This window comes from Aeribacillus composti (assembly GCF_031760945.1).
GTDB classification, from domain to species: Bacteria; Bacillota; Bacilli; order Bacillales; family Aeribacillaceae; genus Aeribacillus; species Aeribacillus composti.
The window spans coordinates 2,715,883-2,734,093 of sequence record NZ_CP134501.1 but is presented as its reverse complement, the minus strand read 5'-3'; the positions used below and the strand labels follow the sequence as shown (position 1 = coordinate 2,734,093).

Annotated in this window: 16 protein-coding genes and 1 pseudogene; 14 read left to right on the top strand and 3 right to left on the bottom strand. The window is 39.9% G+C overall.

Features of this window, described 5'->3' with window-relative positions:
• Nucleotides 1-18 precede the first annotated feature (18 nt).
• The 11 genes and pseudogenes from safA to yajC form a co-directional block, all read left to right on the top strand.
• Nucleotides 19-166: pseudogene (safA, locus tag RI196_RS18745) on the top strand (SafA/ExsA family spore coat assembly protein); the annotation flags it as partial.
• Between the two features lie 1,164 nt (nt 167-1,330).
• A complete protein-coding gene (nadE, locus tag RI196_RS13320) occupies nt 1,331-2,071 on the top strand; it encodes an NAD(+) synthase (RefSeq protein WP_130156071.1) in 741 nt (246 codons plus the stop codon).
• Nucleotides 2,072-2,166: 95 nt separating this feature from the next.
• Nucleotides 2,167-2,835 carry a YhcN/YlaJ family sporulation lipoprotein gene (locus RI196_RS13315; RefSeq protein ID WP_311066355.1) on the top strand — a complete coding sequence of 223 codons (669 nt, stop codon included), beginning with the start codon at nt 2,167-2,169 and terminating at the stop codon, nt 2,833-2,835.
• 110 nt (nt 2,836-2,945) lie between these two features.
• A complete protein-coding gene (locus RI196_RS13310) occupies nt 2,946-3,671 on the top strand; it encodes a YebC/PmpR family DNA-binding transcriptional regulator (RefSeq protein ID WP_144597700.1) in 726 nt (241 codons plus the stop codon).
• A 237-nt stretch (nt 3,672-3,908) separates the two neighbouring features.
• Nucleotides 3,909-4,418 carry a BofC C-terminal domain-containing protein gene (locus tag RI196_RS13305; protein ID WP_235600442.1) on the top strand — a complete coding sequence of 170 codons (510 nt, stop codon included), beginning with the start codon at nt 3,909-3,911 and terminating at the stop codon, nt 4,416-4,418.
• A 100-nt stretch (nt 4,419-4,518) separates the two neighbouring features.
• Nucleotides 4,519-5,127, top strand: a complete 609-nt coding sequence (gene ruvA / locus RI196_RS13300; RefSeq protein WP_063387968.1) for a Holliday junction branch migration protein RuvA — start codon at nt 4,519-4,521, stop codon at nt 5,125-5,127.
• A gap of 10 nt (nt 5,128-5,137) precedes the next feature.
• The gene (ruvB, locus tag RI196_RS13295; RefSeq protein ID WP_117016756.1) at nt 5,138-6,139 is read left to right on the top strand and encodes a Holliday junction branch migration DNA helicase RuvB; all 1,002 of its coding nucleotides are present in this window, start codon (nt 5,138-5,140) and stop codon (nt 6,137-6,139) included.
• Nucleotides 6,136-6,336, top strand: a complete 201-nt coding sequence (locus RI196_RS13290) for a DUF2905 domain-containing protein (RefSeq protein ID WP_311066354.1) — start codon at nt 6,136-6,138, stop codon at nt 6,334-6,336. Before ruvB ends, RI196_RS13290 begins: the two co-directional genes overlap by 4 nt.
• Before the next feature lie 23 nt (nt 6,337-6,359).
• Nucleotides 6,360-7,388: a tRNA preQ1(34) S-adenosylmethionine ribosyltransferase-isomerase QueA gene (gene queA / locus RI196_RS13285; protein WP_063387971.1), complete on the top strand. Its 1,029-nt coding sequence runs from the start codon at nt 6,360-6,362 to the stop codon at nt 7,386-7,388.
• Between the two features lie 39 nt (nt 7,389-7,427).
• Nucleotides 7,428-8,573, top strand: a complete 1,146-nt coding sequence (gene tgt, locus RI196_RS13280; protein WP_311066353.1) for a tRNA guanosine(34) transglycosylase Tgt — start codon at nt 7,428-7,430, stop codon at nt 8,571-8,573.
• A gap of 21 nt (nt 8,574-8,594) precedes the next feature.
• Complete coding sequence (gene yajC, locus RI196_RS13275) at nt 8,595-8,864, top strand: preprotein translocase subunit YajC (RefSeq protein ID WP_063387973.1); 270 nt, start codon at nt 8,595-8,597, stop codon at nt 8,862-8,864.
• 44 nt (nt 8,865-8,908) lie between these two features.
• Here the strand turns inward: yajC and RI196_RS13270 are convergent, their stop codons facing one another.
• Both RI196_RS13270 and spoVB read right to left on the bottom strand, forming a co-directional pair.
• Nucleotides 8,909-9,298: a TIGR04086 family membrane protein gene (locus tag RI196_RS13270; protein ID WP_066249537.1), complete on the bottom strand. Its 390-nt coding sequence runs from the start codon at nt 9,296-9,298 to the stop codon at nt 8,909-8,911.
• A 123-nt stretch (nt 9,299-9,421) separates the two neighbouring features.
• Complete coding sequence (gene spoVB / locus RI196_RS13265) at nt 9,422-11,002, bottom strand: stage V sporulation protein B (RefSeq protein WP_311066352.1); 1,581 nt, start codon at nt 11,000-11,002, stop codon at nt 9,422-9,424.
• 99 nt (nt 11,003-11,101) lie between these two features.
• Here spoVB and RI196_RS13260 point away from each other — a divergent pair, with 99 nt between their 5' ends.
• Together RI196_RS13260 and secDF are read left to right on the top strand one after the other, a co-directional pair.
• Nucleotides 11,102-11,395 carry a post-transcriptional regulator gene (locus tag RI196_RS13260; RefSeq protein ID WP_066249531.1) on the top strand — a complete coding sequence of 98 codons (294 nt, stop codon included), beginning with the start codon at nt 11,102-11,104 and terminating at the stop codon, nt 11,393-11,395.
• Nucleotides 11,396-11,440: 45 nt separating this feature from the next.
• Complete coding sequence (secDF, locus tag RI196_RS13255) at nt 11,441-13,663, top strand: protein translocase subunit SecDF (RefSeq protein WP_066249528.1); 2,223 nt, start codon at nt 11,441-11,443, stop codon at nt 13,661-13,663.
• A gap of 408 nt (nt 13,664-14,071) precedes the next feature.
• Here the strand turns inward: secDF and RI196_RS13250 are convergent, their stop codons facing one another.
• A complete protein-coding gene (locus RI196_RS13250; protein WP_063388609.1) occupies nt 14,072-15,292 on the bottom strand; it encodes an IS110 family RNA-guided transposase in 1,221 nt (406 codons plus the stop codon).
• Nucleotides 15,293-15,817: 525 nt separating this feature from the next.
• Here RI196_RS13250 and recJ point away from each other — a divergent pair.
• Nucleotides 15,818-18,196 carry a single-stranded-DNA-specific exonuclease RecJ gene (recJ, locus tag RI196_RS13245; protein ID WP_117016752.1) on the top strand — a complete coding sequence of 793 codons (2,379 nt, stop codon included), beginning with the start codon at nt 15,818-15,820 and terminating at the stop codon, nt 18,194-18,196.
• Nucleotides 18,197-18,211: the final 15 nt, after the last annotated feature.

Genomic DNA, 18,211 nt, shown 5'->3' with positions numbered 1-18,211 from the left:
TCACAGGAGGGGGAAACAGTGAAAATCCACATTGTTCAAAAAGGCGATACACTATGGAAAATTGCTCAAAAATATGGAGTCGATTTCCAAGAGTTAAAAAAGTTGAATTCCCAATTGAGCAATCCTGATCTTATTATGCCAGGAATGAAAATAAAAATTCCAACTGGCGATGTGCCAATTAAAAAGGAAGTGAAACATGAATTAAAGAAAGAAGTGCCAAAAGTAGCTTTTAAAAAGGAAGCAAAGGAACATCCTTTTGCAGAGGAAAAACCTGTTGCTCCTATTGAGACGGAGGAACCGGAAGCAAAGGAGAAGCCGTCTAAGCCATATGTGCCTCCCGTTCCAAAAGTTTATCAGCCTTACTATCCGAAAAAAACTGATGTAAGCAATTATTTTATGCTCAATATGCCGATGATGAATATCCATGAAGAAGCGGAAAAGGCTCCAACGTATCCCTACGCTTCAAAAGATTCAAAACCGCAGCTTCCGAAAAAGCCTGAAAATGTGTTCCATGAAGTTTTGGATAAAGGAGAAGAAAGTAAAGAGGAGGACAACAAAGATATGACGAATCCGCAATTTTCGAATGTCAATCCATATTATGGAGCCCAATGGCAGCCTTATTACGCGCCTGTCTGGCCAAATATTCCGAACCCTGCCCCGAATTATCAATTTGTAAGCCCGCAACAATATGGCGAAGATTTTGATGATGATGATGAATATGATGAAGCGTATGGTTACGAAAACGTTGCACCTAATATTCCGCCCAATATTCCGCCTAATGTTGCACCTAACATTCCGCCAAACGTTTCACCAATACAATACAGTCCGCAACCCGTAGTTCCATATGTACCATATCCTGTTCTTTGTCCACCGTTTCCATTCTTAGGATGCCATCCGGTATCTCCTGTATATCCAGGATCAGGATTGGCGCCGACACCTTATGCTGCACCTTATGGAATACCGCACGGTCAATGGGTAAGCCCGGAGGCGGCGGAAAATCAAGAATTTGCAGAGAATATACCTCATACTGGAGCTTTTCCGAGTCATCAGGATGACTGCGGCTGCGGAGGTCCTGTACCTTATGGATATCGAGCGGCTCCATTTGTACCATATGGAATACCGCATTACCCTTATGCTGTGCCTTACTATGATTATAACCAGTTCGTTGCACCGCAAGATGAAGAAGATGAAGATTAATTTTATTGGAGACGATGATAAAAATCGTCTCTTTTTTCTTTGAAAATTTCATGACATGATTTATTTTTCGTAAAACACAATATGATACAATGGATAATAAAAAGAAATGATGCTAAGGAAGGTGCATGACATAATGCAGGAAAAAATTGCAAAACTAATCGAATGGCTTCAAAATCAAGTAAAAAACGCAGGATTAAACGGTGCAATTGTTGGAATAAGCGGGGGAATTGATTCCGCCGTAGTTGCTCATCTCATTAAGCGAGCGTTTCCTGAGCATTCGCTTGGCCTAATCATGCCATGTAAAAGCAATCCGAAAGATCAAGAAGATGCTTTAAAAGTAGTGAAAAGCTGCAACATTGATTATATGGTGATCGACTTGACCGAAACTCATGAAACGCTTTTTCACGCCATTCAAAAAAATATTCAAGCTAAAAACGATTGGAATGAAGAAGCATCAAGATTAGGCGACGCGAATACGCGCGCGCGGCTCAGAATGACAACATTATACGCTGTGGCAAACAATTATCGTTACATGGTTGTTGGCACTGATAATGCAGCTGAATGGTATACGGGCTATTTTACGAAATACGGAGACGGCGGTGTAGACCTTGTTCCTCTTGTACATTTTACAAAAGGCGAAGTAAGGGAAATGGCAAAAATTTTAGGAGTTCCGGATGAAATTATTAATAAAGCTCCAAGCGCCGGTTTGTGGGAAGGACAAACGGATGAAAACGAAATGGGAACAACATATGATATGATTGACAAATTTTTAAAGGGAGAGGAAATTCCTGAGAAAGATAAAGAAATCATTGAAGCGCTGCATAGACGTTCTGAGCATAAACGAAATTTAGCGGCAGCACCGCCAAAATTTTAATTAATTGCCGGGAACTAACAGCAATAAACCTCCCCTGATAGAACAAGCTATGGATGAGCTATTATGCTCAAATTGTTTTTCAGGGGGTTTTTTCATTGAGAAAATCAGTTTCCGCAGCTATTGCCCTTTCTTTTATGACAATTGGTCTTGCGGCGTGCAACAACAATAATGGTGCATTGGATGACCGTGATCGAAATGGTGCAGCACCAATTGGCTACTATTCAGCTGATCGGGATCGCAATTTTGATTACGTTGATAATGATGGACCGATCACTGAAATGTTTGACGGCGGAATGGATGACAATGATATGCTCCGCGATGCAAATGACCGCAATAGAGACCGCTCGCTGACAGTGAACGATAGAAGAAACAACGGCTTCCAAAGAAGCGATGTCAATTATCATAATCATTTACGGGATGTGGGCTCGAATAATGCTCAATTAGCCGAACGAATTTCTGATCAGGTAAGCCGGCTGAAAAACGTGCAGGATGTTGATACGCTCGTAACAAATGACAGGGTTGTAGTAGCGATCAATACAACTGATCGAAACGAACAGAACGTAAAAAATCGAGCCAAACGAGTTGTATCAAGACTGGCTGGAAATAAAAGCATCCATATTGTAACAGACGAGGAAACTTTTACTCGTGTGCGAAACATTAATAATAACTTGAATAACGGTACGGATGTAGGGGAAGATATCCAACGTCTATTCAATGATATTGGAGAAGCAGTAACAGAGCCTTTTGAGGGAAATAACCGCTAACGAGACAGGGAGAACTCCTCCCTGTTTCTTTTGTGAAGAACAATTTTTCCCGGTAAATAAAATATGTTATATTAAAAATCGAGATTTGTTTATGAGAGGGGATTTTTAGAATGGCAGGACATTCTAAATGGAAAAATATTCAAAGAAGAAAAAATGCCCAAGATGCGAAGCGGGGCAAAATTTTTATGAAATTGGCAAAAGAAATTTATGTTGCGGCTAAACAAGGCGGAGGAGATCCTGACGCGAATCCGAGCCTCAGACTTGCCATTGACAAGGCTAAAGCTGCCAACATGCCGAACGATAATATAGAACGAGCAATTAAAAAAGCGACCGGCAGCCAAGATGGAGCCAACTATGAAGAAATTACATATGAAGGATATGGCCCCGGCGGTGTCGCTGTAATGGTAAAATGTCTGACGGACAATAAAAACCGTACAGCAACAAGTGTTCGCACTGCTTTTAATAAAAACGGAGGAAACTTAGGAGAAACTGGTTGTGTATCCTATATGTTCGAACGAAAGGGATATATTGTTATTGATGGTAACGGAATTGAAGAGGATGACTTGTTTCTTGAAGCAATTGACGCTGGAGCAGAAGAATTAGAAGCGTCAGGCGAGGCGTTTGAAATTTATACCGCTCCTGAAAATTTGAATAATGTAAAAACCGCTTTAGAAGAAAAAGGATATAAACTGGAAACAGCGGAAATCACATGGATTCCTCAAACGTACACGCAACTAGATGAAACAACAGCTGAAAAAATGTACAAATTAATCGATGTCCTTGAAGATGACGACGATGTCCAAGAAGTCTTCCATAATATGCAGGAAGATGAGTGATTGAAAATTTGTTGATATTAACGATTTGAAAAATCTAACAGCTGAAAAAATGAAATTGTTAAGTTATCCATTTTACTTTTTCTAATTGAAACGTATTAATATACAAGCATGCCATGATATACAAGGTAATTTCCATAATATGTAATAAGATGAAGAATCAGGACTAAGGGTTAAAACTTCTCATGATGGCTACAATAAATAAAAACAAATGTGTTATAAGTTCAGGAGTGGTGGCATGTGAAAAAGGTATTTTGCCTCTTTTGTTATACTTTGATGATCTTAGCTTTTTGTCATTTCCATCCTGAAGCATCTTTCGCAAATGCGAATCATCATTCCTCGACAGTTGAAGTCATCTTGAGAAGAGTTTATCTTGATGGCGAAGTGAGCGAAGAGGTCAAAACAGAACATCATCATTCTATCGCAGATGTAATTGCGAAATATCAAGATTGGCAGGTTGTTCGTCAGGATGGCGACGAAATTGTCTTTCAAAAGCAAATTGATGACCTCTCTCCTTTATTAAAAACAAATGGTTTTTTCGGTATTATGGAAGACGGGACTTTGTCGATTTTTAACGGGAAGCCTGACGCAGACAATGAAGTCATTCAGTCTTTTTTCCAGATCGATATAAAAAAACTGGAAAGCTATCGCCACCTGCAACTAAAAAGAGGAATTCCCGTAAAAAATAAAGAGAATTATTTAAATGTCATCAATACCTTTAAAGCTTATTCTGCTGATGAATTCAAATAAAAGGACCGATGCTTTTTGCATCGGTTTATTTTTGCAGTTCTTTCCCTGACGGAGCGAGTTCTTTATGTTAAAATAGGTTAAGTGATGAGAGGTGAACGCAGTGATTGAGTTTATCCGCGGAGTTGTAGATCATATATCAATAGATTCAATTGTGATCGATCGGAACGGAATCGGCTTTCAAATTTTCACTCCCAATCCTTTCAGCTATCAAAAACATATAAAAAAAGAAGTGACAGTTTATACATATCAATATGTAAGGGAGGATCTCCTCGCTCTGTACGGATTTTCAAGCCGTGAAGAAAAGACTCTCTTTTCCAAGCTTTTAAACGTAACAGGAATCGGTCCGAAGGGTGCTCTGGCGATCCTGGCTTATGGGGATGCAAAGCAAGTAGTGGAGGCCATTGAAAATGAAGATGAAGCATTTTTAGTAAAATTTCCTGGTGTCGGAAAGAAAACAGCGAGGCAAATCATCTTAGATTTAAAAGGGAAGCTCGTCGAATTCGTTTCAGAACCGTCTTCCAACATGTTAGCTAATCAGGTACAAACAAACCAAAAACATAGCAATCATTCGCTTATGGAAGCGATCGATGCTCTGAAAGTTTTAGGATACAGTGAGAAAGAGATAGCAAAAATCAAGCCGTCATTGGAAGGCGAATCGCTCTCAACTGATCAATATGTGAAAAAAGCATTGAAACTGCTTTTGAAATAAGGTGATAGCAATGGAGGAAAGAATTGTTGCAGGCGAAGCTGAAGCGGGAGAAAAAGATTTTGAATTCAGCCTTCGTCCTCAATCTTTCGATCAATATATCGGTCAATCAAAGATTAAGGAAAACTTAAAAATATTTATTGAAGCGGCAAAGCTTAGAGAAGAAACGTTGGATCATGTTCTTTTATATGGACCTCCAGGGCTCGGGAAAACAACACTTGCAACGATTATCGCAAATGAGATGGGGACGAATATCCGCCATACTTCAGGGCCCGCGATTGAACGGCCGGGAGAATTAGCGGCTATTCTCACTTCTTTAGAACCGGGGGATGTTTTATTTATTGATGAAATTCATCGGCTTAATCGTTCTATCGAAGAAGTCTTGTATCCAGCGATGGAAGATTTTTGTATAGATATCGTCATTGGAAAAGGATCAAGCGCCCGCACGATCAGGTTGGATCTGCCACCGTTTACACTTGTTGGTGCAACAACTAGAGTTGGCTTATTAACTGCTCCTTTAAGGGATCGATTTGGTGTGTTAAGCCGCTTGGAATACTATCAAGAGCACGAGCTCTCAAAGATAGTCAAACGAACGGCCAACCTGTTAAATATCGAGATTGAAGAGCAGGCAGCCGTTGAAATAGCTAGAAGATCGCGGGGAACGCCAAGAATTGCGAACAGGCTTCTTAAAAGGGTCAGGGATTTTGCGCAAGTGCTCGGATTTGAAAAAATCAGCGCCCATCTTGCCGAAGACGCCTTGGAGCGTTTGCAAGTGGATAAACTTGGATTGGATCATATCGATCATAAACTTCTTTTAGGGATCATTGAAAAATTCCAAGGAGGTCCCGTTGGAATTGAGACCATTTCAGCGACAATCGGTGAAGAAGCGCACACAATTGAAGATGTTTATGAACCGTATTTATTGCAAATCGGTTTTATTCGGCGAACACCGAGGGGAAGAATAGTAACAGATCTTGTGTATAAACATTTTCAAATGGAGGTGCCGAAAAGATGACGGAATTTCCAAAGCTATTGATGGTGCTTGGCGGTATTTTGCTTTTTGTCGGCTTATTTATGCAAGTTGTCGGAAGACTGCCAGGAGATATCGTAGTAAAAAAAGGAAATTTCACCTTCTTCTTTCCGATTGTCACATGCATTGTCATTAGTTTGCTTTTAACGTTCATTTTTTCTTTTTTAGGACGGTTTAAATAATGGACAGAAGCTAGGTGAACAGGATGAATATCGAATTATTTGACTTCGAATTGCCAGAGGAACTGATTGCCCAAACTCCGTTGAAGGAGAGGGATGCTTCAAGATTAATGATTGTTGATAAAAAAAGCGGAGATATTACGCACAGCAGATTTAAAAGCTTAATTGAGTATGTATCTCCGGGTGATTGCCTTGTTTTAAATGATACGCGGGTCATGCCGGCCAGATTGTACGGGGTGAAAGAAGAAACCGGGGCCAAAGTGGAAGTTTTATTGCTAAAAGAAAAAGAAGGGAATGTTTGGGAAACCCTTGTAAAACCTTCAAAGCGAGTCAAAGTAGGGACAACATTAAATTTCGGAAACGGCCTTTTAAAAGGAACATGTGTAGGAACTCTTGAACACGGCGGTAGAATCATTGAATTTCAATACGAAGGCATTTTTTTGGAAATTTTGGATCAGCTTGGGGAAATGCCATTGCCCCCATACATTAAAGAGCAGCTTGATAATAAAGAACGATATCAAACCGTTTATTCCCGAGAAATTGGTTCAGCAGCTGCACCGACTGCAGGTTTGCATTTCACAGATGAAATACTCGAAAATATAAAAAATAAAGGGATTCATATCGCTTTTATAACGCTGCATGTCGGGCTTGGGACATTTCGTCCAGTCAGCAGCACAAACATTACAGAACATAAAATGCATGCGGAATTTTATCAAATGACAGAGGGAACGGCCCGCTTATTAAATGAAGTAAGAGAAAAGGGAGGACGTATTATCGCAGTCGGTACGACTTCAACTAGAACGCTGGAAACAATTGCTGGAAAACATGGAGGCAAATTTGTCGAAGAAAGCGGTTGGACAGACATTTTTATTTATCCGGGCTACAATTTTAAAGGAATAGACGGACTCGTTACAAATTTTCATCTTCCTAAGTCTTCTCTGATCATGCTTGTCAGTGCGCTGGCTGGAAGAGAAACAATTCTTCGCGCGTATGAGGAGGCTATAAAGGAAAAATACCGTTTTTTCAGCTTTGGAGATGCCATGCTGATTATTTGAAGCAGAATAGAGGTACACTGAATAAAGGAGGGGCTTTCATTGAATAAGCCACCTATTCGATATGAATTGATCAAAACATGCAAACAAACAGGCGCCCGCCTTGGAATCGTACATACACCTCACGGTTCGTTTGAAACTCCGGTGTTTATGCCTGTGGGAACATTGGCGACCGTCAAAACTATGTCACCGGAGGAATTAAAAGAAATTGGCGCAAAAATCATTTTGAGCAATACATACCATTTATGGCTCCGACCAGGGGAAGATATCGTTAAGGAGGCAGGAGGTCTCCATTCTTTTATGAATTGGGATGGAGCGATTTTAACCGACTCCGGCGGATTTCAAGTGTTCAGCTTAAGCGAATTCCGGCGAATTGAAGAAGAGGGAGTATATTTTCGCAATCATTTAAACGGGGACAAGCTGTTTTTATCTCCAGAAAAAGCAACTGAAATCCAAAATGCTCTCGGATCAGATATTATAATGGCATTTGACGAATGCCCGCCTTACCCGGCATCATTTGATTATATGAAACAATCTGTAGAACGAACCTCCAGATGGGCTGAACGCTGTCTAGCAGCTCATAAAAGAGAAAATGAACAAGGGATGTTTGGAATTGTACAAGGCGGCGAATATGAAAACTTGCGGAAGCAAAGCGCACGCGATCTTGTCTCGCTTGATTTTTCGGGATATGCGGTTGGCGGTCTTTCTGTCGGTGAACCGAAAGAAGTGATGAATCGTGTGCTAGAATTTACCGTGCCTTTATTGCCAAGCGACAAACCTCGTTATTTGATGGGGGTCGGTTCTCCAGATTCACTGATAGATGGAGCGATTCGGGGCATTGATATGTTTGATTGCGTGCTTCCTACTAGAATTGCGCGCAACGGCACCTTAATGACATCAACAGGTCGGCTTGTCGTAAAAAATGCGAAATATGCGCGCGATTTCGGTTCATTGGATGAATCTTGTGATTGCTACGTTTGCCGAAATTATTCACGTGCTTATATCAGACATTTAATTAAAAGCAATGAAACATTTGGGATTCGATTAACATCTTACCATAATCTCTATTTTTTGATAAAATTAATGGAGCAGATTAGGGAATCAATCCGTGAAGACCGTTTAGGAGATTTCCGAGAAGAATTTTTTGAACGGTACGGATTCAATAAACCAAATGCGAAAAACTTTTAATGCTTAGAAAGGGGTGAAGAAATGTCGGAGAATTTTGTAGCAACAGTGCTGCCTTTTGTGCTGATGATTGCTATTTTTTACTTTTTGTTGATCAGACCTCAGCAAAAAAGGCAAAAGCAAATCCGTGACATGCAGGCAAACTTGAAGAAGGGTGATAAAATCGTAACGATTGGCGGTTTGCATGGGACGGTTGATTCATTGGATGAAGATAAAATCGTCATCCGTACGGGAGACGGCTCCCGCTTAACTTTTGACCGAAATGCTGTGAGAGAAGTCGTAGAACAATCATAGTTCTACAAAAAACAGGGCTGACTTAAATGTCAGCCTTTTTCTTTTTAAGCCTGCCGTTTTGGCGACGAAATATTGACTCCCAGCATTCCTCCAACTATTGAAGTGATCAAAAATCCACCGTGATATAATAGCGATTCTAGCGAAAGCGTTTTTCCGTAACCTAAAAATTGAAACAACAACACAATTCCCGTGTAAGCAACCGCTGTCGCACCGCCTAAAAGCCACCCTTTTTCTTTACCTTTTCCGCCAGCTATAAAACCTCCGATAAAAACGGCTAAAAAACTTATAGATGTGATGACCCAAAAGAGCGAATCTTCTGTTAAACTAGTAAATCGTAATAAAATAGATAAAAGAAAACTGGAAATCAAAGCAATGATCAAAATGGTAAAAACACCGTAAAATACAGCTTTCCCCCACCGCTTTGCTTCAATCATCCATTCATCTCCTCCCATGTTCACCCGTACAAGGGTAATCACTTTTATACAAGCATATTCATAAAAAAAAGATTTAGAATTAAAATTGCCAGATCAGGGTGAAAGGAATGAAACGGATAGATTTTAACGATTTTTCTGCATCGGAATAAAGATTGCTATATACGGACCGATTAGGGGAATTCGCTTTACTTCTTCCTTTTCGACTAGTCGAAAGATGATGAGAAACAGACTGTAAATAACTGTTGTGCTCATGCATGCATACATTAACTTTGGCAGCAAATGCAGTTGTTCCAATAAGATATCGTAAATATGATAGGAGATCCAACCTGTTAAGAATATGGCTGCAAAAGATAGAACATAGTCTCTTAAATAAATTGTGAACTTAAACACTTTCAGCACCGTTGCATAATGAAGAAGAGTAACGATCATAAACCCGCTTATAATGGCAAGAGCTGCGCCGATAATGCCGAGCTGCGGCCTAGTTGCGAAAACAAAAATGAGCGCTGTTTTTAAAATGGAACCAATTAAACTGTTGGTCATCGCTGCTTTTGCTAAATTTAATGCTTGCAATGCTGCTTGCAGTGGACCTTGGAAATAATAAAAGATGAAAAAAGGAGCCATAACTTTCACATAGATGGCAGATTGAGCATTTCCATACATAAAGATCATGATCGGTTCAGCGTACACGTATAAAATAACAACTGCTAGTCCGCCTGTAACAAGCGAGAGCCTTAAAGCTTGCCTCAGCCGATATTCTGCTAATCGAATCCTTTTTTGGGCAATCGCTTCGCTTAATGCGGGCACTAATGATGTTGACAGCGAAAAAGTGATGAAAGAGGGAAGCATTAATAAAGGAAGCGCATACCCCGTCAATTCCCCATATTGTTTTGTAGCTAAAGATGAATGAACTCCGGCGATCAGTAAACTGTGTGAAACAACGATCGGTTCGAGAAACCATGAAATGTTGCCGATAAATCGGCTGCCGGTTGTCGGCAGGGCAATTTTCATGAGCTGACTGAATGTTTCTTTTCCCTTTTTTAACGAACGGAAAAACGATTTTCTCACTCGAATTTGCTTTTTGAAACGGAACGCTATTAGTAAGTAAAGTAAGGAAGCAAGTTCTCCAATTGCTGCCGCAACAAAGGCGCCAGCGGCTGCATATTCGATTCCGTAAGGCAGCATAGCTTTTGTACAAACGGCGATAAAGGCGATTCTGACCGCTTGCTCAAGCACCTGGGAGAATGCCGCAGGCGTCATGTTTTGTTTTCCTTGAAAGTAGCCTCTCAAAACAGAGGATACAGCAATAATAGGAATTACAGGAGTGATGGAAATCAAAGGATAGAATGTTCTTGGGTCTGTAAGCAATGTTTCAGAAATATATGAGGCGGAAAACAACACAAGCGGTGCGATGATAATGCTTAAACTGCACGTAATTGTTAAAGATACAACCAGTATTTTTTTTACCTTTTTGCTGTCTCCTTTTGCATCCGCTTCCGCGACCAGCTTGGAGATGGCAACCGGCAAACCGAGCTGTGTAGCTGCTGCGACAAGGCCAAACGTAGGCATCGCCATCATGTAGAGGCCAACCCCTTCTTCTCCAATCATTCTGGCTATGACAATTCGATTAATAAAACCGAGAATTCTTGTGATGAGGCCTGCCGTCATTAAAATGAGCATTCCTTTTAAAAAGGTTTGCTTCGGCATTTTTCTCCCTGCCTTCTCAAAAAACTTGATATCATATACAATTACTATATGCAGACTCGAAGTACAGGCATGACAACCTTTTAAGAAAGGAGCATAAAAGTGGAGAACTATTCGGTAGATGCCTATCGCAAGTATTTAAGGCCGTTTTTGAAAAGCAAGCTCGAAGAATTCCGGCTGTATGGATACGATAAAATGACAGAGGATGAATTGTGGGCTTTTTTGAAAAGAAAAAAATGGAAAAAAATTGAGGGTGTCAGAGTACATCGGTTAGTAGAAGGGATTATGTCAGTGAAAGTGTCCGATTTCATGAATTATACGACCATTGAGTTTATGAAAGATGCAAAATGGTTAGATAGTAAAGAAGGACAAGAAATATTAAAAGAATTAACCTAAAGATGATAAGGCGATGTTTCGCACATAAGCTTGAGGAGGATCAACATGGCAAAAAAAGGCCGAATTATATCATTTTTTATCATTGTTTTCGCCCTTTTAGGTTTGACTGGCGCAACGACAAAACCAATCGTAGAAGGCATTACGCTTGGTCTTGATTTAAAAGGCGGCTTTGAAGTTTTATATGAAGTGAAGCCGGTAAATAAAGGAGATAAAATTGACCGTCAAGCCCTTTTAAGTGCAGTTGAAGCGCTGGACAAAAGGGCGAATGCACTTGGAGTGAGCGAACCAAATATCCAAATAGAAGGGAATGACCGAATTCGCGTTCAGCTTGCAGGCGTGACGGATCAGACTGAAGCTCGGAAAATTTTGTCGACGCAGGCAGAACTGACCTTTCGTGATGTCAATGACAAAGAATTACTAAACGGTTCAGACTTAGTGCAAGGCGGTGCCAAGCAATCATTTGACCAAAACGGTAAACCGAACGTTGTCGTTGAGCTAAAGGATGCGAAAAAATTTAAAGAAGTGACAGAGAAAATAGTAAAAATGGCGCCTGAAAATAAGCTGATCATATGGCTTGATTGGGAAGAAGGCGACTCGTATAAAAAAGAAGCAGCAAAAGCGAATCCGAAATTTTTGTCCGATCCATACGTAAATGAAGTGTTTGATACGACTACGGTCACGATTGAAGGACAATTTACGGTAGAAGAAGCGCAGCAATTAGCAAGTTTGCTGAATGCTGGTGCATTGCCAGTGAAGCTGCACGAAATTTATTCAACTTCTGTCGGGGCAAAATATGGGGAACAAGCGATGCAATCAACCATTTATGCGGGTTACGTCGGCGTAGGCCTCATTATGCTGTTCATGATCTTTTACTATCGCTTGCCGGGATTGATCGCATCTATCACGCTTGTTTCATACATATACCTCATTTTAGTTGTGTACAATTGGATGCATGCGGTGCTTACATTGCCGGGGATCGCCGCCCTTATTTTAGGGGTTGGGATGGCAGTTGACGCGAACATTATTACAGACGAACGAATTAAGGATGAATTAAAGCTTGGAAAAAGTGTCCGATCTGCTTTTAAAGCAGGAAACAAAAGATCGCTTTTAACCATTTTTGATGCCAATATTACGACAATACTCGCAGCTGTTGTTTTGTTTATTTTTGGAACAAGCTCTGTAAAAGGATTTGCGACAATGCTCATTGTCAGCATTATTATATCCTTCCTTACGGCGATTTATTTAAGCAGATTGCTGCTCGGATTGCTCGTGGAGAGCCGGGCATTTGACAAAAAGCCGCATTGGTTTGGCGTGAGGAAAAGCGATATTTTGGATATTACGAAAACGAATAAAGATACCGATGTCCCAACTCGCTTTGATCATATTGATTTTGTTAAACATCGGAAAAAGTTTTTCGTTTTATCAAGTGTATTAATTGTCGCAGGCATCATCATCCTCTTTGTTGCTAAATTGAATCTAAGCATCGATTTTACGAGTGGAACGCGGGTCGAGCTAGCGACAAATGAGCCGCTATCGGCTGATACAATCGAAAAAGAATTCAAATCAATCGGGCTTAAGCCGGATGAAATTGTATTATCTGGTAATGATAAAAGCACAGCAGTTGTACGATTTGTAGGCGCATTTGATAAAGAAACGATTTCAAATGTAAAAGAACATTTCACAGAGCTGTATGGGATAGAGCCAAATATAAGCACGGTTTCGCCAACAGTCGGAAAAGAGCTGGCGCGAAATGCTCTCATCGGTGTTGCAATTGCTTCCATTGGGATTATCATATATGTATCCATCCGCTTTGAATTTTATATGGCGCTTGCAGCTGTGCTTGCCCTATTGCACGATGCCTTTTTTATCGTTTCCTTTTTCAGTATTACCCGTCTTGAAGTAGACATTACATTTATCGCGGCCGTGTTGACGATTATTGGTTACTCGATCAACGATACGATTGTTACGTTTGACCGTATAAAAGAAAACATGGGAAAAGCGAAAAAAATAAAAACATTTGAGCAGCTTGCGGAAATTGTCAACAAAAGCTTGCGGCAAACCTTTACAAGATCGATTAACACCGTTTTAACCGTGATCTTTGCTGTTGTCGCTCTCATTTTATTCGGAAGCTCGTCCATTTTAAATTTCTCGATTGCTTTGTTGGTTGGATTGATTGCAGGCGTTTATTCCTCTTTGTTTATCGCCAGCCAGCTTTGGCTCGTTTGGAAATGGAAGCAAATTGAAAAACGTTCTGTAAAAGAAAACTAGTGAACAGCCGCTGTAAAAGTTCGAAGGGGCTGTCCAAAAAGTCAGGGTTAACTGACTTTTTGGGGCTCCTTCATTTTAGGGATTTATCGGACAGACTATTTTTCCTATCTTGTGTTTAGGGGCTGTCTTTGAAAGTCAAATCGCCATTGAAAACAAAAAATCATAAACACCGATATATCAACGTTTCTAACACATTAATGGGGGCGTCAATAAGCCGTAAAAACGACTTATTAGACACCCCCTTCTTACCTCTAGTCAAGTATTTTTTATTAAATAATTTGGTTAATATAGATTTTATTTTGGAAGGAAGGGGGACCCCTTCCTTCCAAAATAAATTTTCGCATGACAAATAGACCTCACGATTTCCATTTTTTTCGTCAGGTCTTTGTGATATAATCTTACTTACGATTACTGATGCATTGTTGCCTTTTCGTAATCGTATTTCAGATTATGTGTGATAAGGTGATAAGCCGATTTCAAGAACTTATTCACGCATGCTATGGACGCAACTTTATGAGGTTTCCTCTGGGGTTGCGTTTTTAATTTATCATAATAATCTACAATATGATTTTGTGTGTTTTTCCGTAGTTGGATCATGGTCTGGATCATGTAAAATAGAATCTTTCTAAGTTTGTTATTTCCTCTTTTATTAATCTTGTCTTTATAAAAGGTATTCCCAGATTGATATCTCATAATATCAATACCGACGTAAGCATTCAGTTGTTTATGGTTTTTGAATCGTCGAATATCTCCTAATTCTCCAATTAAACGAACTGCAGTCGTTTCTCCGATTCCTGGAAATGAAATTAAAATCTGATACTCTTGTTTATCTTTCGATAATTTAACCATCTTTTGGACAAGTTGATCTCTTTTCTCCTTCAAGTCTGCAATCCGTTTGGCATAATCCCGCACTTGTTCACAGCGAATATCATCTTTTGAAATTGCTGGATACGCTTCTTTTGCTGCTTCGATTAAAGCGATCCCTTTTTCTTCAGCACGTGCCAATGATAAGTTTTTTCTTGTGTTGGCTTTTAAACGATTACGAATCACTGTTTTTGAACAAACTAACACATGATCCGGATGAGGGTATAATTGAACGACATTCAAAAATAAAGCAGAACGTTTACTGAATAGCTTTTCTAACTCGGGAAAACTCAATTGTAGAATCGCATGTAAACGACTATATAAATGCGTCATTTCACTACTTAATTCATCATAATATCTCGTCATTGCACGCATTTGTTTATAATATTCCCCTTCTTGATAAGTTTGTTCACGTTCAACTCTAAAGTGAGTTTTCGCAAGTTCATGAGCGTCGCTTTTATCTGTTTTTTGTCTCCTCATTGAAGCCATTTGAATATTCGCTTCGAGTGGGTTAACTCGATAATACATATAACCTTGATCACCTAAGAATCGTTCTAGTGGTTTTGAATATACGCCTGTTGCTTCAAAGACAATATCAGGTGCCTGTGCATCTTTTTGTGTTAAAGATATAAGGGTTTCGTTTAATTTCTCGAAAGAGTAGCGGTTATGGGTTATTTCACCCTCATATTCGCATTGACGATAACGGTCATAAATGACCATTGTACTTTTCCCCATACTGACATCAAATGCCACTACGTGTTTCATATTTTCTGCCTCTCCTTTTTAGCCAAACATAGAAGTTCTTCACATTGCCTTATTGATTCCATTTTCTTATACACGGTCTCTTCGGACCCAACATACTAAACTGATTCAAATAAGGATGTGAAGTTGGTCTGTTTTTAATACGGACTCTATTTGGTCCCAGGGGATGTTCGACCTTCCTTCACTTCTACTATAAAAAAATAGTAGCACAAACCTTGGCCTAGGTCTGTACTACTAATGTTAGTATGTTTCTTATGCTCTCTTTCTTCATTACGTTCTCCAAAAGTTTTATGACGGACATTCGGTGCATACAATTTATTCCAGTTGGACTTCATTGCCTCTATGAAGGACATTTACAAATTTTATTCGATTATTTTTGTCCTTCACAATGTATTTCTCCAAACTCCTTCATTTTAGGAACTCATCGGACAGCCCCTCTCTTTCTTATGAAGAAACATCGCCTTGAAAATAGTGTTTGAAAACATTTCATTTCGTTCTGTATAATAGGAGAAGTTGAGGGGTGAAATTATGCTGAGATCTAAATTTCGTTGGAATCGTTTATATAGGGATGAGTCCAACGAAGAGGCTGTTCGAGCATTAATCGACTCTTTGAATATTACATATTTGACTGCTCGATTACTTGTGAATCGCGGCATTCAAAATGTTGAAGAAGCAAAAGAGTTTTTACATATAAAGGAACCTTCATTTCATGATCCTTTTTTGTTGGATGGGATGGAGCGGGCATGTGAGCGTATTTTTGCAGCAATCCGCGCTGGTGAAAAGATTGTCGTATACGGTGATTATGATGCGGACGGCGTTTCCAGCACTGCCGTCCTGTTGACGGCATTAAAGGAATTGGGGGCAAACGTCGATTTTTACATACCGAATCGATTTTCAGAAGGATACGGGCCAAACGAACATGCTTTCCGAATGATTCATGAAAAAGGATGCAGGCTGATTATAACAGTTGATACCGGCATCGCGGCAATCAATGAAGCGGATTTAGCCAAAAGGCTTGGAATCGACCTCATTATAACAGACCATCATGAACCGGGGCCTGTTTTGCCTGATGCGTATGCGATCATTCATCCGAAATTGCCAAATTCAACATATCCTTTTAAGGAGCTGGCAGGTGTAGGCGTTGCTTTTAAAATGGCCCATGCCCTTTATGGAAAGGTTCCAGAATCTCTGATAGAGATCGCAGCCATTGGAACAATTGCTGATTTAGTACCTCTATACGGAGAAAATCGGCTTCTTGCGAAAAAAGGGATTGAAAAATTAAAAACGACGACAAGACCTGGCATAAATTCGCTTCTTTCCATTGCTGGAGTGGACAAATCTTCCGTAAATGAGGAAACGATAGGATTTGTTTTAGGACCGAGAATCAATGCGGCAGGGAGGCTGCAAGAAGCCGATCCTGCCGTTGAATTGTTGTTGACAGATGATAAAGAAAAAGCTGATATGCTTGCTAAGGAAATCGATCAATTAAATAAGCAAAGGCAGAAGCTTGTACAAGAGATAACGGACGAAGCGATTAAGGAAATTGAGAAAAATTTTCCAATCGAAGACAATCCTGTTTTAGTCGTCGCAAAAGAAAACTGGAATTCTGGAGTGATCGGAATCGTTGCTTCCAGATTGGTCGAAAAATTTTACCGTCCTGCCATCGTGTTGAGCATTGATCGTGAGACAGGTCTTGCCAAAGGGTCTGCGCGAAGCATTCAAGGGTTTGATCTATTTAAAAACTTATCGGAATGCAGGGAGCTTCTCCCTCATTTTGGAGGCCATACGATGGCTGCTGGCATGACGCTGAAAGCAGAGCATATTGACGAGCTGCGCCAAAAAATGATCGATCTTGCAAATAGTCAGCTTTCAGATGAAGATTTTATTCCTGTAAAAAACATTGAATGTGCCTGTTCATTGGAGCATGTCACAATAAAAGCAGTCGAAGAGCTGGAGAAGCTTGCCCCTTTCGGAGTCGATAATCCGAAGCCGCTCTTTTTACTAGAGAATGTCAATGCGGCAGATGTTAGAAAAATTGGGGTAAACGGAAATCATTTGAAAATGAAGATTGAGGAGAAGGAATTTGAATTAGATGTCGTCGGCTTTGGACAGGGAGAATTGGCAGAAGAAATATCTCCTTTCGCAAACGTTTCTATTGTCGGTGAGCTTGCGATCAACGAATGGAATTATGTAAAAAAGCCGCAGCTATTGCTTCAAGACCTTGCCGTGCCAGCGTGGCAGCTTTTTGATTGGCGAGGTTCAAGAGGAACGGAGGCTTTGCTCTCTAAACTTCCTGCTGAAAAACGATTGCTGATCGCCTTTCATGAAGAATCTATAAAATTATATAAAGATCAACCGTACATTCATGAAATTCATATAATATCAGAAATAAAGGATTACAAAAATATAGATGTTTCCAATAAGTATGTTGTATTTCTCGATATGCCCCCGGCAATCGAATTTCTTGTTTCAGCATTTGAGCAAGGAATGCCTGAAAGAATTTATGCTATTTTTTATCAGCATGCAGACCACTTTTTTCAAACAATGCCGACAAGAGAGCATTTTAAATGGTATTACGCATTCTTAACGAAAAAAAGTTCTTTCGATTACAAAAAATATGGGGAAGATTTAGCCAAATACCGTGGCTGGACAAAAGAAACGATCTTTTTTATGACAAAGGTGTTTTTTGAACTTGAATTTGTTACAATAAACAATGGTGTGATTACATTAAACAAAAAGGTGAAAAAACGGGATTTATCAGAATCCGGGACATATCAGCAGAAGCTGGATCAAATGAAACTGGAACAGCAGCTTCTCTATTCTTCTTATCAAGAACTGAAGGAATGGTTTGAAAAGGCAGTCTTGAAACGAGATGCCGATAAATTTTTACAAGTTCATGAATGGTAAACAACCGAGGAGGAC